The 17,212-nt window shown below is 72.5% G+C and carries 16 protein-coding genes; 12 read left to right on the forward strand and 4 right to left on the reverse strand.

Annotated features, from left to right (window positions below; all coding sequences use genetic code 11):
• Window positions 1-2: 2 nt before the first annotated feature.
• The 5 genes from ACZ6ZT_RS22510 to ACZ6ZT_RS22530 all read left to right on the forward strand — a co-directional run bounded on the left by ACZ6ZT_RS22510 (window position 3) and on the right by ACZ6ZT_RS22530 (window position 4,755).
• Window positions 3-1,001 carry a TIGR03842 family LLM class F420-dependent oxidoreductase gene (locus tag ACZ6ZT_RS22510; RefSeq protein WP_469721548.1) on the forward strand — a complete coding sequence of 333 codons (999 nt, stop codon included), beginning with the start codon at window positions 3-5 and terminating at the stop codon, window positions 999-1,001.
• A 22-nt stretch (window positions 1,002-1,023) separates the two neighbouring features.
• Window positions 1,024-2,418 carry a flavin monoamine oxidase family protein gene (locus ACZ6ZT_RS22515; protein ID WP_469721549.1) on the forward strand — a complete coding sequence of 465 codons (1,395 nt, stop codon included), beginning with the start codon at window positions 1,024-1,026 and terminating at the stop codon, window positions 2,416-2,418.
• Between the two features lie 266 nt (window positions 2,419-2,684).
• The gene (locus ACZ6ZT_RS22520) at window positions 2,685-3,101 is read left to right on the forward strand and encodes a hypothetical protein (RefSeq protein ID WP_469721550.1); all 417 of its coding nucleotides are present in this window, start codon (window positions 2,685-2,687) and stop codon (window positions 3,099-3,101) included.
• Window positions 3,102-3,221: 120 nt separating this feature from the next.
• Window positions 3,222-3,977: a GAF and ANTAR domain-containing protein gene (locus tag ACZ6ZT_RS22525; RefSeq protein ID WP_469721551.1), complete on the forward strand. Its 756-nt coding sequence runs from the start codon at window positions 3,222-3,224 to the stop codon at window positions 3,975-3,977.
• Between the two features lie 43 nt (window positions 3,978-4,020).
• Complete coding sequence (locus ACZ6ZT_RS22530) at window positions 4,021-4,755, forward strand: GAF domain-containing protein (RefSeq protein WP_469721552.1); 735 nt, start codon at window positions 4,021-4,023, stop codon at window positions 4,753-4,755.
• Between the two features lie 33 nt (window positions 4,756-4,788).
• Here ACZ6ZT_RS22530 and ACZ6ZT_RS22535 read toward each other — a convergent pair whose 3' ends face one another.
• A complete protein-coding gene (locus ACZ6ZT_RS22535) occupies window positions 4,789-5,319 on the reverse strand; it encodes a DUF4142 domain-containing protein (protein ID WP_469721553.1) in 531 nt (176 codons plus the stop codon).
• A 264-nt stretch (window positions 5,320-5,583) separates the two neighbouring features.
• On the opposite strand from ACZ6ZT_RS22535, the gene ACZ6ZT_RS22540 reads away from it, so the two are divergent.
• Window positions 5,584-6,156: a DUF6328 family protein gene (locus ACZ6ZT_RS22540; protein WP_469721554.1), complete on the forward strand. Its 573-nt coding sequence runs from the start codon at window positions 5,584-5,586 to the stop codon at window positions 6,154-6,156.
• Between the two features lie 145 nt (window positions 6,157-6,301).
• On the forward strand, window positions 6,302-6,802 hold the full coding sequence (locus ACZ6ZT_RS22545) for an STAS domain-containing protein (protein ID WP_469721579.1): 501 nt from the start codon (window positions 6,302-6,304) through the stop codon (window positions 6,800-6,802).
• Here ACZ6ZT_RS22545 and ACZ6ZT_RS22550 read toward each other — a convergent pair.
• Window positions 6,683-7,687, reverse strand: a complete 1,005-nt coding sequence (locus tag ACZ6ZT_RS22550) for a glutathione S-transferase family protein (RefSeq protein ID WP_469721556.1) — start codon at window positions 7,685-7,687, stop codon at window positions 6,683-6,685. The genes ACZ6ZT_RS22545 and ACZ6ZT_RS22550 overlap by 120 nt on opposite strands.
• Window positions 7,688-7,993: 306 nt before the next feature.
• Between ACZ6ZT_RS22550 and ACZ6ZT_RS22555 the strand changes: the two genes are divergently transcribed.
• Both ACZ6ZT_RS22555 and ACZ6ZT_RS22560 read left to right on the forward strand, forming a co-directional pair.
• On the forward strand, window positions 7,994-8,761 hold the full coding sequence (locus ACZ6ZT_RS22555; protein ID WP_469721558.1) for a thioesterase II family protein: 768 nt from the start codon (window positions 7,994-7,996) through the stop codon (window positions 8,759-8,761).
• A 222-nt stretch (window positions 8,762-8,983) separates the two neighbouring features.
• Window positions 8,984-11,917, forward strand: a complete 2,934-nt coding sequence (locus ACZ6ZT_RS22560; protein WP_469721580.1) for a helix-turn-helix transcriptional regulator — start codon at window positions 8,984-8,986, stop codon at window positions 11,915-11,917.
• A gap of 140 nt (window positions 11,918-12,057) precedes the next feature.
• Here the strand turns inward: ACZ6ZT_RS22560 and ACZ6ZT_RS22565 are convergent, their stop codons facing one another.
• Both ACZ6ZT_RS22565 and ACZ6ZT_RS22570 read right to left on the reverse strand, forming a co-directional pair.
• Window positions 12,058-12,690 carry a response regulator gene (locus ACZ6ZT_RS22565; protein WP_469721559.1) on the reverse strand — a complete coding sequence of 211 codons (633 nt, stop codon included), beginning with the start codon at window positions 12,688-12,690 and terminating at the stop codon, window positions 12,058-12,060.
• On the reverse strand, window positions 12,683-13,981 hold the full coding sequence (locus ACZ6ZT_RS22570; protein WP_469721561.1) for a sensor histidine kinase: 1,299 nt from the start codon (window positions 13,979-13,981) through the stop codon (window positions 12,683-12,685). The genes ACZ6ZT_RS22565 and ACZ6ZT_RS22570 overlap by 8 nt, the downstream gene beginning before the upstream one ends.
• Window positions 13,982-14,148: 167 nt before the next feature.
• On the opposite strand from ACZ6ZT_RS22570, the gene ACZ6ZT_RS22575 reads away from it, so the two are divergent.
• The 3 genes from ACZ6ZT_RS22575 (at window position 14,149) to ACZ6ZT_RS22585 (ending at window position 16,837) form a co-directional block, all read left to right on the forward strand.
• Window positions 14,149-14,706, forward strand: coding sequence for a hypothetical protein (locus ACZ6ZT_RS22575; RefSeq protein ID WP_469721563.1), 558 nt, complete (start codon window positions 14,149-14,151; stop codon window positions 14,704-14,706).
• Between the two features lie 68 nt (window positions 14,707-14,774).
• Window positions 14,775-15,275: a PH domain-containing protein gene (locus ACZ6ZT_RS22580; protein ID WP_469721565.1), complete on the forward strand. Its 501-nt coding sequence runs from the start codon at window positions 14,775-14,777 to the stop codon at window positions 15,273-15,275.
• Window positions 15,272-16,837 (forward strand): PH domain-containing protein, encoded by a 1,566-nt coding sequence (locus ACZ6ZT_RS22585; protein ID WP_469721566.1) that lies wholly within the window; start codon window positions 15,272-15,274, stop codon window positions 16,835-16,837. Before ACZ6ZT_RS22580 ends, ACZ6ZT_RS22585 begins: the two co-directional genes overlap by 4 nt.
• Window positions 16,838-17,212 lie beyond the last annotated feature (375 nt).

Genomic DNA, 17,212 nt, shown 5'->3' on the forward strand with positions numbered 1-17,212 from the left:
ACATGGACTTCGGCCTCGTCCTGCAAACCGACCCGCCGGCCTCCCAGGTCGTCAGCCTCATGAAGCGTGCCGAACGCAACGGCTTCCGCTACGGCTGGACCTTCGACTCGGCGGTCCTGTGGCAGGAACCGTTCGTCATCTACAGCCAGATCCTGGCCAACACGACGAAGCTGACCATCGGCCCGATGGTCACCAACCCGGGCACCCGCACCTGGGAGGTGACCGCCTCCACCTTCGCCACCCTCAACGACATGTACGGCAACCGCACGGTCTGCGGGATCGGCCGCGGCGACTCGGCGATGCGGGTGGCCGGCCGGGCCCCCAACACCCTGGCCCGGCTCGGCGAGGCCATGGACGTGATCCGCGACCTGGCCGAGGGCCGCGAGGCGGAGGTCGACGGCAACCCGATCCGCATCCCGTGGATCAAGGACGGCCGACTGCCCGTCTGGATGGCCGCGTACGGCCCGAAGGCCCTGGCCCTGGCCGGGCGGAAGGCGGACGGCTTCATCCTCCAGCTGGCCGACCCCTACCTGACGGAGTGGATGGTCAAGTCGGTCCGCGACGCCGCCTCGGCGGCCGGCCGGGACCCGGACGCGATCACCATCTGCGTGGCGGCCCCGGCCTACGTCGGTGACGACCTCGCCCACGCCCGCGACCAGTGCCGCTGGTTCGGCGGCATGGTCGGCAACCACGTGGCCGACCTCGTCACCCGCTACGGCGAGCACTCGGGCCTGGTCCCGGACGCCCTCACCGAGTACGTCAAGTCCCGCCAGGGCTACGACTACAGCCACCACGGCCGCGCCGGAAACCCCTCGGCGGACTTCGTCCCGGACGAGATCGTCGACCGCTTCTGCCTCCTGGGCCCGGCCGAGGCCCACATCGAGAAGCTACGGTCCCTGCGCGACCTCGGCGTCGACCAGTTCGCCCTCTACGCCATGCACGACGCCCGCGAGACCGTCATCGACACCTACGGCTCCGACATCATCCCGTCGTTCGGCTGACTCCTGTACGAAGGGGTGGGCGATGGGCGAGTCAGCGGACGTGGTGATCGTCGGGGCCGGCGTGGCGGGCCTGGTGGCCGCCCGGGACCTCGTGCGGAACGGAGTGGACGTACGGGTCCTGGAGGCCCGTGACCGCGTCGGCGGCCGGCTCCTCAACAGTGAACTGCCGGGCGGCGCCCCCATCGAGGTGGGTGGTCAGTGGGTCGGTCCGACCCAGTACCAGGCCATGGAACTGATCGGGGAACTGGGCCTGCGGACCTACCCGACGTACGGGGACGGCGAGCACATCGGAGAGTTCGGCGCCACCCGCTGCCGGTACACGGGCCGGATCCCCAGGCTGAACCCCCTGGTCCTCGCCGACATCGGCCAGGCCCAGTACCGCCTGGACCGGATCGCCCGCCGGGTCGCGGCGAGCGACCCGTGGCGGGCGCCCCGGGCCGAGGAGCTGGACCGCCAGACCTTCGACACCTGGCTGCGCAGGACCGCGCGCACCCCGGGCGGCCGGCAATTCTTCCGGCTGGTCACCGAAGCGGTCTTCTCCGCCGGGCCCGAGGACATGTCGGCGCTGTGGGCCGCCTTCTACGTCGGTGCGGCCGGCGGCTTCGACCCGCTGATCAACGTCGTCGGCGGGGCTCAGCAGGACCGCGTCGTCGGCGGGAGCCAGCGCATCGCCCTCGCACTGGCAGAAGAACTCGGCGACCGGATCGTCCTCGAAGCACCCGTCACCGGCATCGCGTGGCAGCCCGCGGCGGCCTCGGGCCTGCGGGTCACCGCAAGCGGCGGCCTGACCGTCCGCGCCCGGCGGGCCGTCATCGCCGTCCCTCCGCCGCTCGCCGCCCGCATCCGGTACACCCCGGGCCTTCCCGGCGACCGCGACCAACTCGTCCAGCGGATGCCGATGGGCCGGGTGATCAAGGTCAACGTCGCCTACGCCGAGCCCTTCTGGCGTCACGCCGGCCTCAGCGGCCAGGCGAACAGCACGCACCGCCCCTTCGGCACCGTCCTCGACAACACCCCGCACGACGGCTCGTGCGGCGTGCTCGTCGGCTTCCTCGAAGGCCGCCACGCCGACGCCGGCTCACGTATGGACCCCGACGAGCGCCGCGCCCAGGTGATCGACGACCTCGTCGGCTACTTCGGCCCCAAGGCCCGCCACCCCATCGCCTACATCGAACACGACTGGTCGCAGGAGGAGTACAGCCGAGGCTGTTACGGAGCCTTCGCCGTGCCCGGCACCCTCACCCGCTTCGGCCCGGCGCTGCGCCGCCCGGTCGGCCCCCTGCACTGGGCCGGTACCGAGACCGCCACCCGCTGGGCCGGCTACATCGACGGAGCCGCCGAATCCGGCCACCGCGTCGCCGACGAGATCCTCGACGGGGCCCCCTTCGGGGTACCACGGAGCCGGACCGGGCTGTAGGAGCCCTGCGGTCCCGGCGGGCCGGCGCCTGCCCATCCCTGCCGGCATGTGGGAGGGTGTAGGGGAACGACGACGAAGACTGACCAGCCTGGCTCTGTCGGTTTGAGGCTTCGGGAAGCCCGCTTGAACGCGGGACGATGTTGAGCACACTGCACGGGTGCTGTTCGCGGCTTTGGACCCTGGACGTCGTACGACTCCCGTCGTGCGTCCGGTCGCGGAGGGATCCCGGCCCCTGGGCTGCCGCCCGCTCTGGTGCGGAGGCCGCGATGCGAGCGCTGCGCGTGCACGTGCAGGTACTGGGAGACACGGCCCTGGTCACCCTGCGGGGCGAGCCGGACGCCCGCACAGAGGACTGCGCGCGCGCCGCACTGGCCGCCCTGCCCGCCACCGTATCGGCGGTTGTCCTCGACCTGGTCCACGGCCCCCGCCGGGACGCACGCTCCGTGGGCGTGGTCCCCGCATGCGTACGGGAACGGCCCTGGTTCCTCGCGGTGATCCGCGGCAGACGTCATCCGTGGACCCGCACGTCACCCGTCGTGGACGCCTGGGCTCCGACGGAACCGGGGGTTCCAGGAGCCGGCGGGGGAGCCGGTGAGGTGCTCGCCGCCGCCCTGGAGGCCCGGGCGCTGGGCGGACGCGCCCGGGGCATCTACGTGGCCCGCAGCCGGCGGGGTGCGTCCTGACGGAGCAGCGCACGGGCCCTGGCAGGCAGCGGCGCGCTCTGCGAGCCGAGAGGCGGATGCCTTCGCCCGGGGCGCCGGGGTGAGACGATGAACGGGAGCTGCTGCGGGAGGTGGAGCGTCGTGGACCCTGTCCCTCACGACGGCGGACAGCACCGGTTCGGTGCGCGGGAAGAGCGACGTACCTCGGAGGTCTTCGCGGACGCGGCGTCACGTGTGTCCCCCCATCAGCTTCCGGCCGCGTTGTGCCGGGCGTGCGTCGACCTGCTCGACGTGACGGGAGCGTCCGTCTCGCTGGCGGCCGAGGGTGACGCCCGGGCGCTGTGGTGGTCCTCCGACGAGCGGGCCGGCCGGCTCGCGGAGGCGCAGTACACGCTGGGTGACGGGCCGTGCCGCAGCGCCCTGGCACTCGTCGCCCCCGTGCTCGCGGCGGACCTGGCGGGCGGACAGGACGCGCGCCGCTGGCCGGTCTTCGCCGAGCAGGCCGTCGCGCTCGGCGTACGGGCCTTGTTCTCGCTGCCGCTGGGCAGCGGGGGAAGCGCCATCGGAACGCTGGACCTGTACCGCGACACGCCGGGGCCGCTCTCGCAGCGGGACCGGTCCTTCGCCTATCCGGCCGCGGACGCGATCACGACGGCGCTCCTCGCCCTGCCCGGCCAGGACGATTCCGACGACGGCGTCCGCCCCGCCCACTGGCTGGACGCGGCGGAGACCGATTATGAGGAGGTCCACCAAGCCACAGGGATGATCATGGTGCACCTGGGGGTGAGTCCCGAGGACGCCCTGGCCCGCTTGCGGGCGCACGCGTTCGGGAACGGACAGTCCGTGACCGAGGCGGCCCACGACGTGATCGCCGGGAGAATCAGGTTCCATGAGTAGGCCCGCTCGTACGCAGGACCGCGGCAGGGAAACGGTGACCGGCATGACCCGCGAACAGCACATCACCGAGGCGTTCGTCAGCCTCACCGACACCACGGCCGACGATGTCGACCCCCTGGTGCTGCTGCGCCGGCTGATCGACCACAGCGTCCGCCTCACCGGCATGGACGCGGCCGGCGTCATGCTCGCCAACGCACGCGGCCGACTGCGCCCCGTCACCGCGACCTCCGACCAGGTGGAGGTCACCGAGATGTTCCAGGGGCAGATCGCCCAGGGCCCCTGCGTCGACGCGTACACCAGCGGTCGCCCGGTCCACGCCGAGCACCTCGGCGAGCACGCGGGCCGCTGGCCCGACTTCACGCCGCTGGCCGCGGCGGCGGGCTTCCGGGCCGCTCACGCGCTGCCCTTGCGCCTGCGCCACCAGCAGGTCGGGGCCCTCAACCTGCTCGCCCACCGGCCCACCGGCCTCACCCCCACCGAGACCGACCTCCTCCAGGGCCTCGCGGATGCCGCGACCACCGCCGTGCTCACCTGGACGGCAGATCCGCTGCGGCCCGACGACGTCGTCACCCGGGTCCAGGCCGCCCTCTCCGGGAAAGCCCTGGTGGACACGGCCGCGGGCATGATCGCCGCCACCGCCGACTGCACCCCCGGACAAGCCGTGCGCCACCTCCTTCGCTATGCGAGCGAACAGGGGCAACGCCCCACCGAGGCGGCTGGGCAGCTCGTACGGCGCACCCTCACCCCGCACGAGGTGCTGCAGGACGCCGCTCGCTGAGAACGAGGTGCCGGACCGGCCCGGTGCGCCTCGTCACGTGCTGTGGCAGGTACCGCCGCGGACCATCTCCAGGTGCATGGCGACCACCGGGCGGGCCTTCTTCGCCGCGGCCGTGGTTTCGGCGTCCTTGCCCTGGTGGATCTGCTGGTCGATCAGGGTGAGCGCTTTGGTGTGGCCGGTTTCCTGGGTTGCCAGCCATGCCGTGTCGTAGGCGGAGCTGCCCGCCTTGGCCCGTACGTCGGCGAGAGCGGCCCGCTGATCGGCGGCCGGGGCGCCCGGCAGAGTGACGTTCCCCTTCTTCGCGAGGGCGGAGAGGTCCGCATCCAGCTTGGTGTGGTCGCGCACCAGTACGGCACCGACCTGCTTGACGCAGTCCGTCGTCGCGTTCTTCTGGGCGTCCTGACCAGCGGCTATCTCCGCCAGGTTGCTCTGGTGGACCATCTGGACGAACCGGGCGTCGGCGCTGCCGGGAGTGGGAGCGGCGGGAGCGGCGCTGGCCGCGGACAGTCCCGGGCACGCGAGGGACGCGGTGAATACGGCGATGATCAGCACTTTTGCTCGCATGATGTCCTCCTCGCCGCGGAAGGTCCGGGCGGACCGGCGAGACCGCGGCAACCGGCGCCTGTCCATGACGTCGGAAATCACACGCCGACGAACTGCTTTTCTCCCATCGGGGGCGTTTGCCGATGCGACTCCTCCCGTCCCCGCCCGCCCCGGCCGGGGTGACGGCGTCGGCATGATCGCCGGGGCGGAGGGTAGTCGCCCAGAGACGCCGGTCGCGCGCGGCCGAAACGCGGGCGGGCCCGGCGAGGCGGGTGGTGGTGCGCGGTGAACATCAGGAACGCGAACGTAGGACAACGCCAGGAGACGTGCGACGAGCGGGCCGACCGGCTCTGGACGGATCTCCTGCAGGAGATCCGTCTGGTGCTGACCGCGGTCCAGCTGCTGCTGGCGTTTCTGCTGGCCGGTGCGTTCACTCCCGCGTTCGCACGCCTGCCCGCAGGCGACCGGACCCTGTACGTCTGGTGTCTGGCATGCGGGGTCGCCGCCATGGGCGCGCTGACGGCACCGGTCGCGATCCACCGCCTGGTGGCGGGCCTGCAGGTCAAGCCGGAGGCCGTGGGATGGGCGTCCCGCATGCTGGCGGCCGGGATGGTCCTGCTGCTGGCCATGATCACGCTCGGAGTCCTGCTGGTGCTGCGACGGATCGCCGACGCTTCGCAGGCGGTCGAGGTGGCCGGCGTGCTCGTCGTCTGGTGCGGGCTCTGCTGGTTCTTCCCCGCTGTGCTGCTGCGCCGCCACGCGAAGGCCCGGCGCGGCGGAGGGCGGGTTGTGCCGGGGCCGGTGAAGGGCCATGGTGGTGAGCAGCCGGTCCCGACGCCGCTCGATACGGGCCGGTGAGGCAGGTAAGGCCCGCTGTGGAGGGAGGAACCCGTGGATTCCTTCGAAACCGTGGTCACGCCGCTCGGTGACACCCTGCTGATGACCATGACGGGCGAGGTCGACCTCTCGGCCGAATGCGACTTGTGCCCTGCTCCTGCGCACGCTGCCGCCGGTCGAGGCTGTCGTCCTGGACCTCGGCGGCGTCCCCTTCATGGACCTGACCGGCCTCCATTTCATCCGCACCCTGCGCGAGCGCAGTCACCGTACGGGTACCGCGCTGCTGATCATGGGCTTGCAGCGGCAGCCCGCCCGCCTGCTCCGCATCGCCGAGGACCTGGGTGTCCTTAGGGAACCGCCCTCTGCGGGAGCGGCCGAGCTGTGTGCGGACATCGTGGCCCGAGCCCGCTTCGCACGCCTCCTCGGCCAGCTGCGCGACCAGGCGGCACCGGCAGCGGACCCGCGCCCGCCCGGGCCCGCCGACGGGCCCGCGGCGGGAACACGCGGACACCCGGCTCGGCGGTCCCGACTTTCCGCGGCTTCCGCATCAAGGGGCAGTGGTGAGGGGCGGGACGGCCTCGGCCGGGACGGGGGGACCGGGCGGGGTGCCGTTGCCGAAGGGGTGGGCGGGGAGGGTGGTGCGGTTGTGGGGGGCGAGCCAGGTTGAGGGGTCGGGGCCGGCGGGGACGATGCCGGACGGGTTGAGGTGGCTGTGCACGAGGTAGAAGTGCTTCTTGATGTGGTCGAAGTCGACCGTGTCGCCGAAGCCGGGCGTCTGGAACAGGTCCCGGGCGTACGCCCACAGCACCGGCATCTCGCTCAGCTTGTTCCGGTTGCACTTGAAGTGGCCGTGGTAGACGGCGTCGAAGCGTACGAGTGTGGTGAACAGCCGGATGTCCGCTTCGGTGATCGTGTCGCCGACGAGGTAGCGGGAGTGCTCCAGCCGTTCGGAGAGCCGGTCGAGGCGGGCGAAGAGGCGTTCGTACGCGGCCTCGTACGCCTCCTGCGTCTTGGCGAAGCCGGTGCGGTAGACGCCGTCGTTCACGTCCGTGTAGATCTCCTCGCTGACCGCGTCGATCTCCGCCCGCAGCGCCGCAGGGTACAACTCCGGCGCTCCGGCGCGGTGGTACGCCGTCCACTGCGTCGACAGGTCGAGGGTGATCTGCGCGAAGTCGTTGGTGACCACGGCGCCGCTCGGCACGTCCACGATGGCGGGCACGGTGATGCCCCGGTCGTACTCCGGATCGCGGGCGAAGTACGCCTCCTGGAGGCGCTCGATCCCGAGCACCGGGTCGCGGCCCCCGGGGTCGAGGTCGAAGGTCCAGCTGCGGACGTCGTGCGTCGGTCCGGCGACGGCCATGGGCAGGGCCTTCTCCAGGCCGAGGAGCCGTCGGACGATCGTCGCGCGGTGGGCCCAGGGGCAGGCCCGGCTCACCACGAGGCGGTAGCGGCCCGGCTCCACCGGGCGGCCGTCGCGGCCGTCGGCGGTGATGCGGGTGGTGATGTAACGGCTGTCACGGGAGTACCCCTTGGCGGGGCGTACGGTGCTCATCCCGGGGCACTACCCAGGAAACGCGCCGTCCAGCGGCCGCTCCACCGGCGCTCCGGCGTCCCTCCGTTCCGCCCGCCGGGACCGGACGGCGAGCCCCGGGTCAACGGTTGAATTGTGAACGGTTTCGGCCACGCGGCGCCACGGGTGGCGATTTTCGGGCGTATAGGGGTTCGGAACTTAGGGGTACTGGGGGGTTTGGCGCTCTGCTAGACATAGGGCAACGGAACGCGTGTGCGGAAGCCGCGAATGAGCTCGGATCGCCGGGTTCAGGCGCTGCTCCGGACTGGAACACGGAGTTTTCATCCCTTGATCGACAACCGTAATACCGATGGCTGGATCCGCCGCTATCACGCCGCGGACGAAAGCCCGATCCGCCTGGTATGCCTCCCGCACGCCGGCGGATCCGCCTCCTTCTACTTCCCCATGTCCCAGGCCCTGGCCCCGGCGGTGGACGTCGTCAGCGTCCAGTACCCCGGACGCCAGGACCGCCGGCACGAGCCGGGGATCACCGACATCGGCGTCTACGCCGACGCCCTGACCAGCGCACTCCTGCCCTGGACGGACAAGCCGCTGGCGTTTTTCGGCCACAGCATGGGCGCCGTCCTCGCCTTCGAGGTGACCCGCCGGCTGGAGCGTGACCACGGGATCAGCCCCGTCCGCGTCTTCGCCTCGGGCCGGCGCTCACCGTCGAGTTTCCGCCACGAAACCGTGCACCTGCGCGATGACGACGGCATCGTCGCCGAAATGCGGGAACTCAGCGGTACCGACGCGGCCATTCTCGGTGACGAGGAGATTCTCCGCATGGTGCTCCCCGCCATTCGCAGCGACTACACGGCGATCGAGAACTACCGGGCCGCGGCCGATGACACGGTGAACGCCCCCCTCACCGTGCTGACCGGCGAGTCCGACCCCCGCACCAGCCGCGAGGAAGCGGAAGCCTGGGAAGCGCACACTCGGGGCGAATTCGGCCTCCATTGTTTCCCCGGTGGTCATTTCTTTCTCGCCCGGCACCAGGCGCGCATCCTGAAGATCGTTTCGGAGGGCCTCGCGACGGTCGCCGCCCCGAAGGGCTGAGCACGCCGGGACGGACCGCACGACCGGCGGCCGGCCCGGCGACGTACGGACGAACGGGATCCGCGGAGCGCCCGGCACACCCCCTCCCCGCACGGAGGGGAGCCGGAGCGCCCCGGACCACCCCAATCACCCCGCCCGCCCGGCGGGGGCGCGAGGAGGCACGACGCAGTGCAGGGCAGGGCACGCTCAGGCAGGCCGGGGGAAGGGGACGCCGTGGAGGCGATGCTGATCGAGCGCGAGTACGAGTGGGAGACGCTGAACGGCCTCTTCGACAGCGCCCGCCGGGGTCGCGGACGCGTCGCCGTCATCAGTGGCCCCATCGCCGGCGGGAAGACGACCCTGCTGGAACGCTTCACGGAACAGGCGCTGAACGACGGGGCGTTGGTCCTCGAAGCAGCGGGCTCCCGCGCCGAGCGCTACCTTCCCTTCGGCATCCTGCGCCGCATCCTCGACAGCGCCGCACCGCTGGACCCCGCCGTCCACGCCGAAGCCACCGCGCTGCTCGACGGGGTGAGCGCCCACGCCGAGGACGGCGCCGACGCCACGAGCGCCGTCGAGTCGGGCATGCGGGTGCTGCCCCACGTCTGCGCCTCGCTGCTGCGGATCGCCCGGGACCGTACCGTCGTCATCGCCGTCGACGACGTTCACCACGGAGACGAACTCTCCCGCGCGTTCCTGCTGTGTCTGGCGCGCAGGGTGCGCCAGGCCGGTGTCCTGGTCGTCCTCACCGAGGCCGTACGCCTGCTGCCCGCCCAGCTCGACTTCCACGCCGAACTCAAGCGCCAGCCCAACTGCACCACCCTCCGCCTCCCCCTGCTCAGCGCGGACGGCACCGGCCGCCTCCTCGGCGGCCACTTCTCCACCGCCGCCGCACAGCGGCTGTCCGCCGACTGCCACGAGGCCACCGGCGGCAACCCGCTGCTGGTCAAGGCCCTGTTGGAGGACGGTCTGGCCACGCTCGGCGACAGCGAACCGTTCCAGCCGCTCCACCCCGCCGAGACCTTCGAGCGCGCCGTCCTGGACTGCCTGCACCGTGGTGACCCCGACGTGCCCGCCGTCGCCCGGGGCATCGCCGTCCTCGGGGACTCCTGCCCGCCCGCCCTGCTCAGCCGCATCACCGACGTGCACGTCAAGACCGCCGAACAGGCCGTCCAGGACCTCGGACGGTGCGGGATCCTGCGCGACGGCGCCTTCCGCGCGGCCGCGACCCGGACCGCCGTGCTCACCGCGACCCCGCCCGGGGCGCTGTCCGCACTGCACCAGCGCGCCGCGCGGCTCCTGCACCAGGAAGGGGCGGCCTCCCTCGACGTCGCCCGCCACCTGCTCGCCGCCCGCAAGCCGGTGGAGGACTGGGCGATCCCGGTCCTCCAGGACGCCGCCGAGTACGCCCTCGTCGAAGGCGACCCCGAACTGGCCCTGCGCTGCGGTGAACTGGCCGTCGACTCCTGCCCCGAGGGCTCCCGCCGCACCGCCCTGAAGTCCCGCCTGGTCAGCATCGTCTGGCGCAGCAGCCCGGTCGCCGCCGAGAGCCACCTGCGCCAGCTGTCCCGGGAGTTCTGCGCCGGCCGGCTCACCGACCGCGACCTGCTGCACGCCGTGTCCTGCCTGGCCTGGATGGGCGAGGCCCGCCAGGCCGCCGAGGAGATACGCCGCCTGCAGAGCGACGCCGACACGGCGCGGGAGACCGGAGCCCCCTTCGCCTACGAACCCGGCACGCTCGCCGCCGCCCAGGACTGGCTGTCCGTGATCAGCCCTCCCGTACGGGAGGTGTTCGCCCCGGCCGGAGCCCTTGGCGGAGCCCTCGCCGGAGCCCCGGCCGGAGCGCCCGCCGGAACCCCCGGCGCCACCGCGCCCGGCCACCCGCGTACACCGGCCGCGGGCCGGTTCCTCGCGGGCGCGGGCACCGCCGCCCACGACGACATGCCCGACGACGCCCACGTACCCGCCGCCGAGGCCATGCGCACCGCGCTGCGCGGTGGCCACGCCGAAGCCGCCGTCGCCGAGGCCACCCGGGTCCTGCAGCGCTACCACCTCAGCGACCGCACCCTCACCCCCCTCGTCCTCGCCGCCCTGACGCTCGTCTACGCGGGCCGCCTGGACCTCGCGCTGACCTGGATCGACCGGCTGCTCGGCGAGTGCTCCGCCCACAACGCGCCGACCTGGCAAGCGGCCCTCGGCGTGGTCCGGGCCGAGATCTCCCTGCGCCAGGGCGACCTGCCGGGGGCCGCCGCCCAGGCCCGCCAGGCCATGTCCCTGATATCCGTACCGTGCTGGGGTGTGGGCGTCGCCCTGCCGCTGGGCGTCCTCATCGAGGCCGAGACCCAGATGGGCAACATCGAAGAGGCGATGAGCCTGCTCGAACAGCCCGTACCCGAGACGATGCTGGAGACCCGGCTCGGGCTGCACTACCTCCGGGCGCGGGGCCGCTGCCACCTCGCCACCGGCCGCTACCACGCCGCCCTGCGCGACTTCCTCACCTGCGGGGAACTGATGCAGGCCTGGAACATGGAGGCCGCCGAACCGGCGCCGTGGCGGCTGGACGCCGCCGAGGCGTGGCTCGCCATCGGCAACGTGCCGCGCGCCCGGGAGTACGTCGAACAGCAGCGCCAGCGCGAGACGGCCCCGGCCGGCGCCCGCCCGCGCGGTCCCCTGCTCTACGCGCTCGCCCGCACCAGCGGCGACCTCGGCTACCGCCTGAAGCGGCTCACCGAGGCCGTGGAGATCCTGGAACAGGGTCCTGACCGGCTCCAACTGGCCAGGACGCTCGGGGAACTGGGCAGCGCCCACCGCGCCGCCGGAGACTTCAACCGGGCCCGGATGCTCGTCCGCAAGGCCTGGCACGTCGCCAAGTCCTGCGGGGCGCAGCCGCTGTGCCAGGAGTTCACCCCGGGCCGCGGCGACGGCGAACCCGTCCCCGCCGTGGCCGGGCGCGAGGCGGAACCGCCGAACGAGGCCGAGGTGCTGTCCGAGGCCGAGGCCCGGGTGGCGCTGCTGGCGGCGCGCGGCCACACCAACCGGGAGATCGCCACGAAGCTGTACGTCACCGTCTCGACGGTCGAACAGCACCTGACCAGGATCTACCGCAAGCTGAAGGTCAAACGGCGCCGCGACCTGCCCGGCCGGCTCTGGGACCTCAGCCTGCCCGGAATCGCCTGACGCCCCTGACGCGGGTCCCGTGCGGGGAACCCGATGCAAGAAAAAAGGGGGCCGGGTGCCCGGGGGAGTGCGACCCCGGGCACCCGGCCCCCGCCCCGCCCTGCCCCGCCCACCGCGCGGGCCGGCCGCGCGGTGGCCCGTCAGGACAGCAGGCCCCGCTCCAGGGCCGCCATCACCGCCGCCGTGCGGTCCGACACCGCCAGCTTCTTGAACGACCGCAGCAGATGGGTCTTCACCGTCGCCTCGCTGATGAACAGCCGCCGTCCGATGTCCGCGTTGGTCCGGCCCTGCCTGACCAGCTGCAAGACCTCCCGCTCCCGCTCCGACAGCACCGGCGGCTCCACCACCCGGGCCCGGAACAGCTTCGGCGCCAGCGACGGCGTCAGCACCGTCTCACCGCGCGCCGCCGCCTTCACCGCCTGCACCAGCTCCTCGCGCGAACTGCCCTTGAGCAGATAGCCCGCCGCGCCCGCCTCCACCGCCCGCAGGATGTCGGCGTCGTCCTCGTACGTGGTCACGATGACCACCTTCGTACCGGGCGACTCCCGCAGGATGTGACCGGTCGCCGTCACCCCGTCCATCGCGCCCATCCGCAGGTCGAGCAGGACGATGTCCGGCCGTAGCCGCCCGGCCTGCAGGACCGCCTCCTCGCCGGAGCCGGCCTGCCCCACGACCCGGATGCCCGCGTCCAGCTCCAGCATCGCCGACAGACCCTCCCGCACCACCGGGTGGTCATCGACGAGCAGCACCCCGATCGGGTCGCGCTCACTCACCGTCCGACTCCTCTCCCGCCGCGCCCAGCGGCACCGTCACCGCCACGGTCGTCCCCGCACCCGGGCTGCTGTCGACCCGCACCGTTCCCCCGATCTCCGCCACCCGGGCGCACATTCCGCGCAGCCCGAAACCGCTCTGCGCGTCGCCCCCGTCCGCCCCGGCCCCGGGCCCGGCCCCCGGCCCGGCCTCCGGTCCGGCGTCCACAGCGAAGCCCGCGCCGTCGTCGCGGACCACGAGCCGTACCTCCAGCGGCGCGTACCCCACCAGTACCTCCACTTCCCGGGCGCCGCGCGCGTGCTTGCGCACGTTCGCGAACGCCTCCTGCGCCGCGCGCAACAGCACCACGCTCACCGCCATCGGCAGGGCCTGCTCCTCGCCCCCGGTCGTGCACCGCACCGCCAGGCCCGTCTCCTCCTTCAGCAGGTCCGCCTGCCGGCGTACGGCCCGCACCAGCGAGCTCTCCCGCAGCGCCGGCGGGGTCAGCTTCGAGACGAACCCGCGGGCCTCCGCCAGGCTGTCCCGGGCGACCCGTCCCGCCAGGCCGAGCCGCGACCGCGCCCGATCCGGATTGCCCACGACCTCCGACTCCGCGGCCTGCACCAGACTGATGATGCTGGTCAGGCTCTGCGCCAGGGTGTCGTGGATCTCCCGGGCGAGCCGCTCCCGCTCGGCCGAGATGCCGGCCTGGTGGGACAGGTACGCCTCGCGCTCCCGGCTGCGCCGCAGCTCGTCGATCAGCTCGGCCCGCTCGGAGCTCTGCTGCACCACCCGGGTGATCCACAGGCCGAGCAGCACCGACAGGGCGATGCCCAGCAGCGAGATGGGCAGCACCGAGAGGATCGCCGGGTCGAACTCCCCGGCCCGCAGCCACACCACCGTCACCGGCCACAGGTTGGCCAGGACGACCAGCACGATCGCCGGCGGTATCGACAGGCTCATCATGAGCATCGGGACCACCGCGAAGAGCGCGAAGGAGCCCCCGAGGTCGAGCGTGCTGGAAAAGGCGAACAACAGGAACAGGCCGGCGGAGAAGACGAGGTTGCGCCGCCCCCTGGTCCGCTCGATCATCGGTTTGCGGCCCACCCCCGCGTACCAGGGCACGATCAGCGTCAGCGCCCCGATGGCGAAGGCCCGGTGGACCTGGCCCTCGCCGGAGGTGAACAGCAAGGCGACCGTGACGAGGTAGGACACGGCGAAGTACCCGTCCCACAGACCGAACCAGCGGCCCCCCGAGTCGAGCCCGCGATCGTGGGCCTTCCGCGGAACCTCCTCCTGCGTGTAAATGTGCACGGCACCAGTCCTACCACGAGCCCCGACGGTGTCCGTCGATCGGTTGACAGCCGGTCCCACCGATCGGTCGGCACCCCGGCCGCCCCGCCCCGCCTACGGTGGAACCAGCGGACGGAGCGCCGCGACGACGGACGTCGGGGCAGTGCGGAAAGGGCGGGTTCGGTCACGTGGGGCAGTTCACGACGGCGGTCATCACCAGCGCGACGATCCTGGCCGTCATCCTCGCGACCGACTCCGGCAACCGGCGCATCACCGTCCTGAGGATCACCGGCCCCACACTGGTGGCCGTCGTCGTCATCGGCGTCTGCGTACACTCGTTCCCGACGGCCGGCAACGACATGTCGCTGCACTTCGCCGCCATCGGTGTGGGCGGCATCTGCGGACTCGTCGCGAGCGCCCTGCTCACCGCCCACCAAGACCGTGCGGGAGACGTCCGCAGCGTCGGCGGGCCGGGCCACGCGGCCGTCTGGGCCTTCCTCTTCGGAGCCCAGATCCTCTTCGCGTACGGCTGCGAACACTGGTACGGCGCGGGCATCGCGCGCTTCACCACCGACTACCAACTCAGCGGCGTCGAGGCCCTCCAGAGCTCGCTCGCCCTGATGTCGCTGTCGATGGCCGGAGCCCGGGCCGCCGTCCTGTTGTCCCGGCTGCGTGCCGTACCGGCCGCGACGGCACCGGTCGCCGACGGCCGTGACGCGAACCGAGAACCAGGCGGTACGAGTTGACCGGCGAAACCAGGCGGTACGAGTTGACCGGCGACGATCCAAGATCCTTCAGGAACCAGGGTGACGCAGTGCTAGACAACCAAGAACTGAGGCTCCGTCCGCCTCGCAACCGGGTCGAGACCCGCGCCATCGGCTGGTGGACCCTCCAGTCGTCCCTCTTCGCCCTGCCGCTCCCGATCGTCTTCGGCGTGCTCTGGCTGTTCATCACTCCGGCGCGCTTCGTCTTCGGGCCCTTCTTCCTCATCACCCTCGTCCCCGGCCTCCTCTACATGGGCATCATGCCCATCTGGCGCTACCGGGTGCACCGCTGGGAGATGACCGACGAGGCCGTCTACGCCGCCTCCGGATGGCTCTGGCAGCGCTGGCGGGTCGTCCCCCTGTCCCGCGTCCAGACCGTCGACATGCTCCGCGGCCCGCTCCAGCAGCTCTTCGGGCTCTCCGGGATCACCGCCACCACCGCCTCCTCAGCCGGCGCGGTGAAGATCAAGGGACTGGACCACCGGACCGCCACCGAGCTCGTCGAGCGGCTCACCAGCGCCACCCAGGCCGTACCGGGAGACGCGACGTGACCCGGGACAGCGCGGCACGGCACGCCGACCGGGCCGAGACCGATACGGCCGCCACCGATACGTGGGGACGCCTCAACCCCCGCCTGTTCCTCGTCAACCTGAGCGTCGTGGCCGCACCGCTGGCCACCTTCGGCGCCACCACCGTCCTCACCGGCGGCAAGATCACCCTTCAGGTCCTGATCACCTGCGCCACCTTCCTCATCACCTGCCTCGTCATCGCGGGCATCAGCGTGATGCGCCTGCTCACCACCCGGTACCGCATCACCGACAACCGGGTGGAACTCCACAAGGGCTGGTTCTTCCGCAGCGAACGCGCGATCCCCGTCGACCGCATCCGCAGCGTCGACCTGACGGCCAACCCCCTCCACCGGGTGTTCGGCCTCACCTCTCTGAAGATCTCCACCGGCGACCAGGCCACCTCCGGCGGCGGCCTGTCCCTGGACGGCCTCGCCGTCCGCGACGCCGAGGAACTGCGCGGGCGGCTCAGCGAACTGCGCCACGCCCGCCAGGGCCTGAAGACCGCCGACCCCGACACCGACGCCACCCTCGCCGAGCTCGACTGGGCATGGCTGCGGTACGCGCCGCTCACCCTCTGGGGCGTCGGCGGCGTCTTCATCGCCGTCGGCTCGGTCTACCGCACCCTGCACGAGATGAAGGTCGACCCGCTGGAACTCGGCGTCGTCAAGGACCTGGAGGACCGCTTCGGCTCCGTACCCCTCTGGTACGGCCTCCTGGTGGCCCTCGTCGCCATCGTCCTCATCGGCATCGCCGGCTCCACCGCCACCTTCATAGAGGGCTGGGGCGGCTACCGCCTCGACCGGCCCGAGACCGGCCTGCTCCGGGTCCGCCGCGGCCTCCTCGTCACCCGCTCCGTCAGCATCGAGGAACAGCGGCTGCGCGGTGCCGAACTGGCCGAACCGCTGCTGCTGCGCTGGGCCGGCGGCGCCCGCGTCAAGGCCGTCGCCAGCGGCCTCGGCGACGAGGACGAGAACAGCAGCCGCAGCCGCCTCACCCCGCCCGTCCCGCTGGCCCTGGCCCGGAGCATCGCCGCCGACGTCCTCGGCGAAAGCGAATCCCCGATCACCGCGGCACGGCTCGCACCGCACCCCCGCGCCGCCCTGCGACGCCGGGTCAACCGCGCCCTGACCTGGTCCGTCCTGATCGCCGCCCCCCTCGTCGGCCTCGGACTGTGGCTGACCCCGGTCCTCGTCCACACCGGATGGATCACCGCCGTCGTCCTGCTCTGCGCCGGCGTGGCCTTCGCCTTCGACGCCTACCGCAACCTCGGCCACGCCGTCCACGGCCCCTACCTCGTGACCCGGTCCGGCACCTTCACCCGCCGCACCGCGGCCCTCCAGACGGACGGCGTCATCGGCTGGTCCCTCACCCGCTCCGTCTTCCAGCGCCGCGCCGGCCTGCTCACCCTCGGCGCCGCCACCGCCGCCGGCAACGGTGTCTACAAGATCCGCGACGTGGCCCTCACGGACGGCCTCGCCCTCGCGGAGGACGCCGTACCGGGCCTGCTCGCCCCGTTCCTCGAACGGGTCCCGGCCCGGCACTGACGCCGCCGCACGGCGCCCGCCCGGGCGCCGGCCCGCGGCACCGCACCGCACGAGACCACACCGGAGCACACCACAGACCAACTGGCGCACCCCCGGAGGCGGAGGGGCGGTCCCCGTGACCGCCCCTCCGCTTCGTACCCGGGCACCACCGCGCCGCAAAGGGGCCCCAGGTCCCGAATTTCAATTCCTCCGAATTCTTGCGCCCGCCCCTCTTCGTGGGCATTATGATGCGGTCGCAACTCGCATATGTGCCAGGCAATGCGCGGGACCCCCATAGGGGCCCGTAGGGGACCGTTAGGGGTTTCTGCGCCGCCTGCCCCGTGCCAGGGTCATAACCGGTCTTAGGTTTCTCTGCACGGAGTGATGGAGCGCGCG

It is taken from the genome of Streptomyces sp. NPDC102258 (assembly GCF_055584685.1).

What these genes read in the sequence shown, in the direction of transcription:
- ACZ6ZT_RS22510 (WP_469721548.1), top strand. Translation starts at nt 3, where the DNA reads ATGGACTTCGGCCTCGTCCTGCAAACCGACCCGCCGGCCTCCCAGGTC.
- ACZ6ZT_RS22515 (WP_469721549.1), top strand. Translation starts at nt 1,024, where the DNA reads ATGGGCGAGTCAGCGGACGTGGTGATCGTCGGGGCCGGCGTGGCGGGC.
- ACZ6ZT_RS22520 (WP_469721550.1), top strand. Translation starts at nt 2,685, where the DNA reads ATGCGAGCGCTGCGCGTGCACGTGCAGGTACTGGGAGACACGGCCCTG.
- ACZ6ZT_RS22530 (WP_469721552.1), top strand. Translation starts at nt 4,021, where the DNA reads ATGACCCGCGAACAGCACATCACCGAGGCGTTCGTCAGCCTCACCGAC.
- ACZ6ZT_RS22535 (WP_469721553.1), bottom strand. Translation starts at nt 5,319, where the DNA reads ATGCGAGCAAAAGTGCTGATCATCGCCGTATTCACCGCGTCCCTCGCG.
- ACZ6ZT_RS22550 (WP_469721556.1), bottom strand. Translation starts at nt 7,687, where the DNA reads ATGAGCACCGTACGCCCCGCCAAGGGGTACTCCCGTGACAGCCGTTAC.
- ACZ6ZT_RS22560 (WP_469721580.1), top strand. Translation starts at nt 8,984, where the DNA reads ATGCTGATCGAGCGCGAGTACGAGTGGGAGACGCTGAACGGCCTCTTC.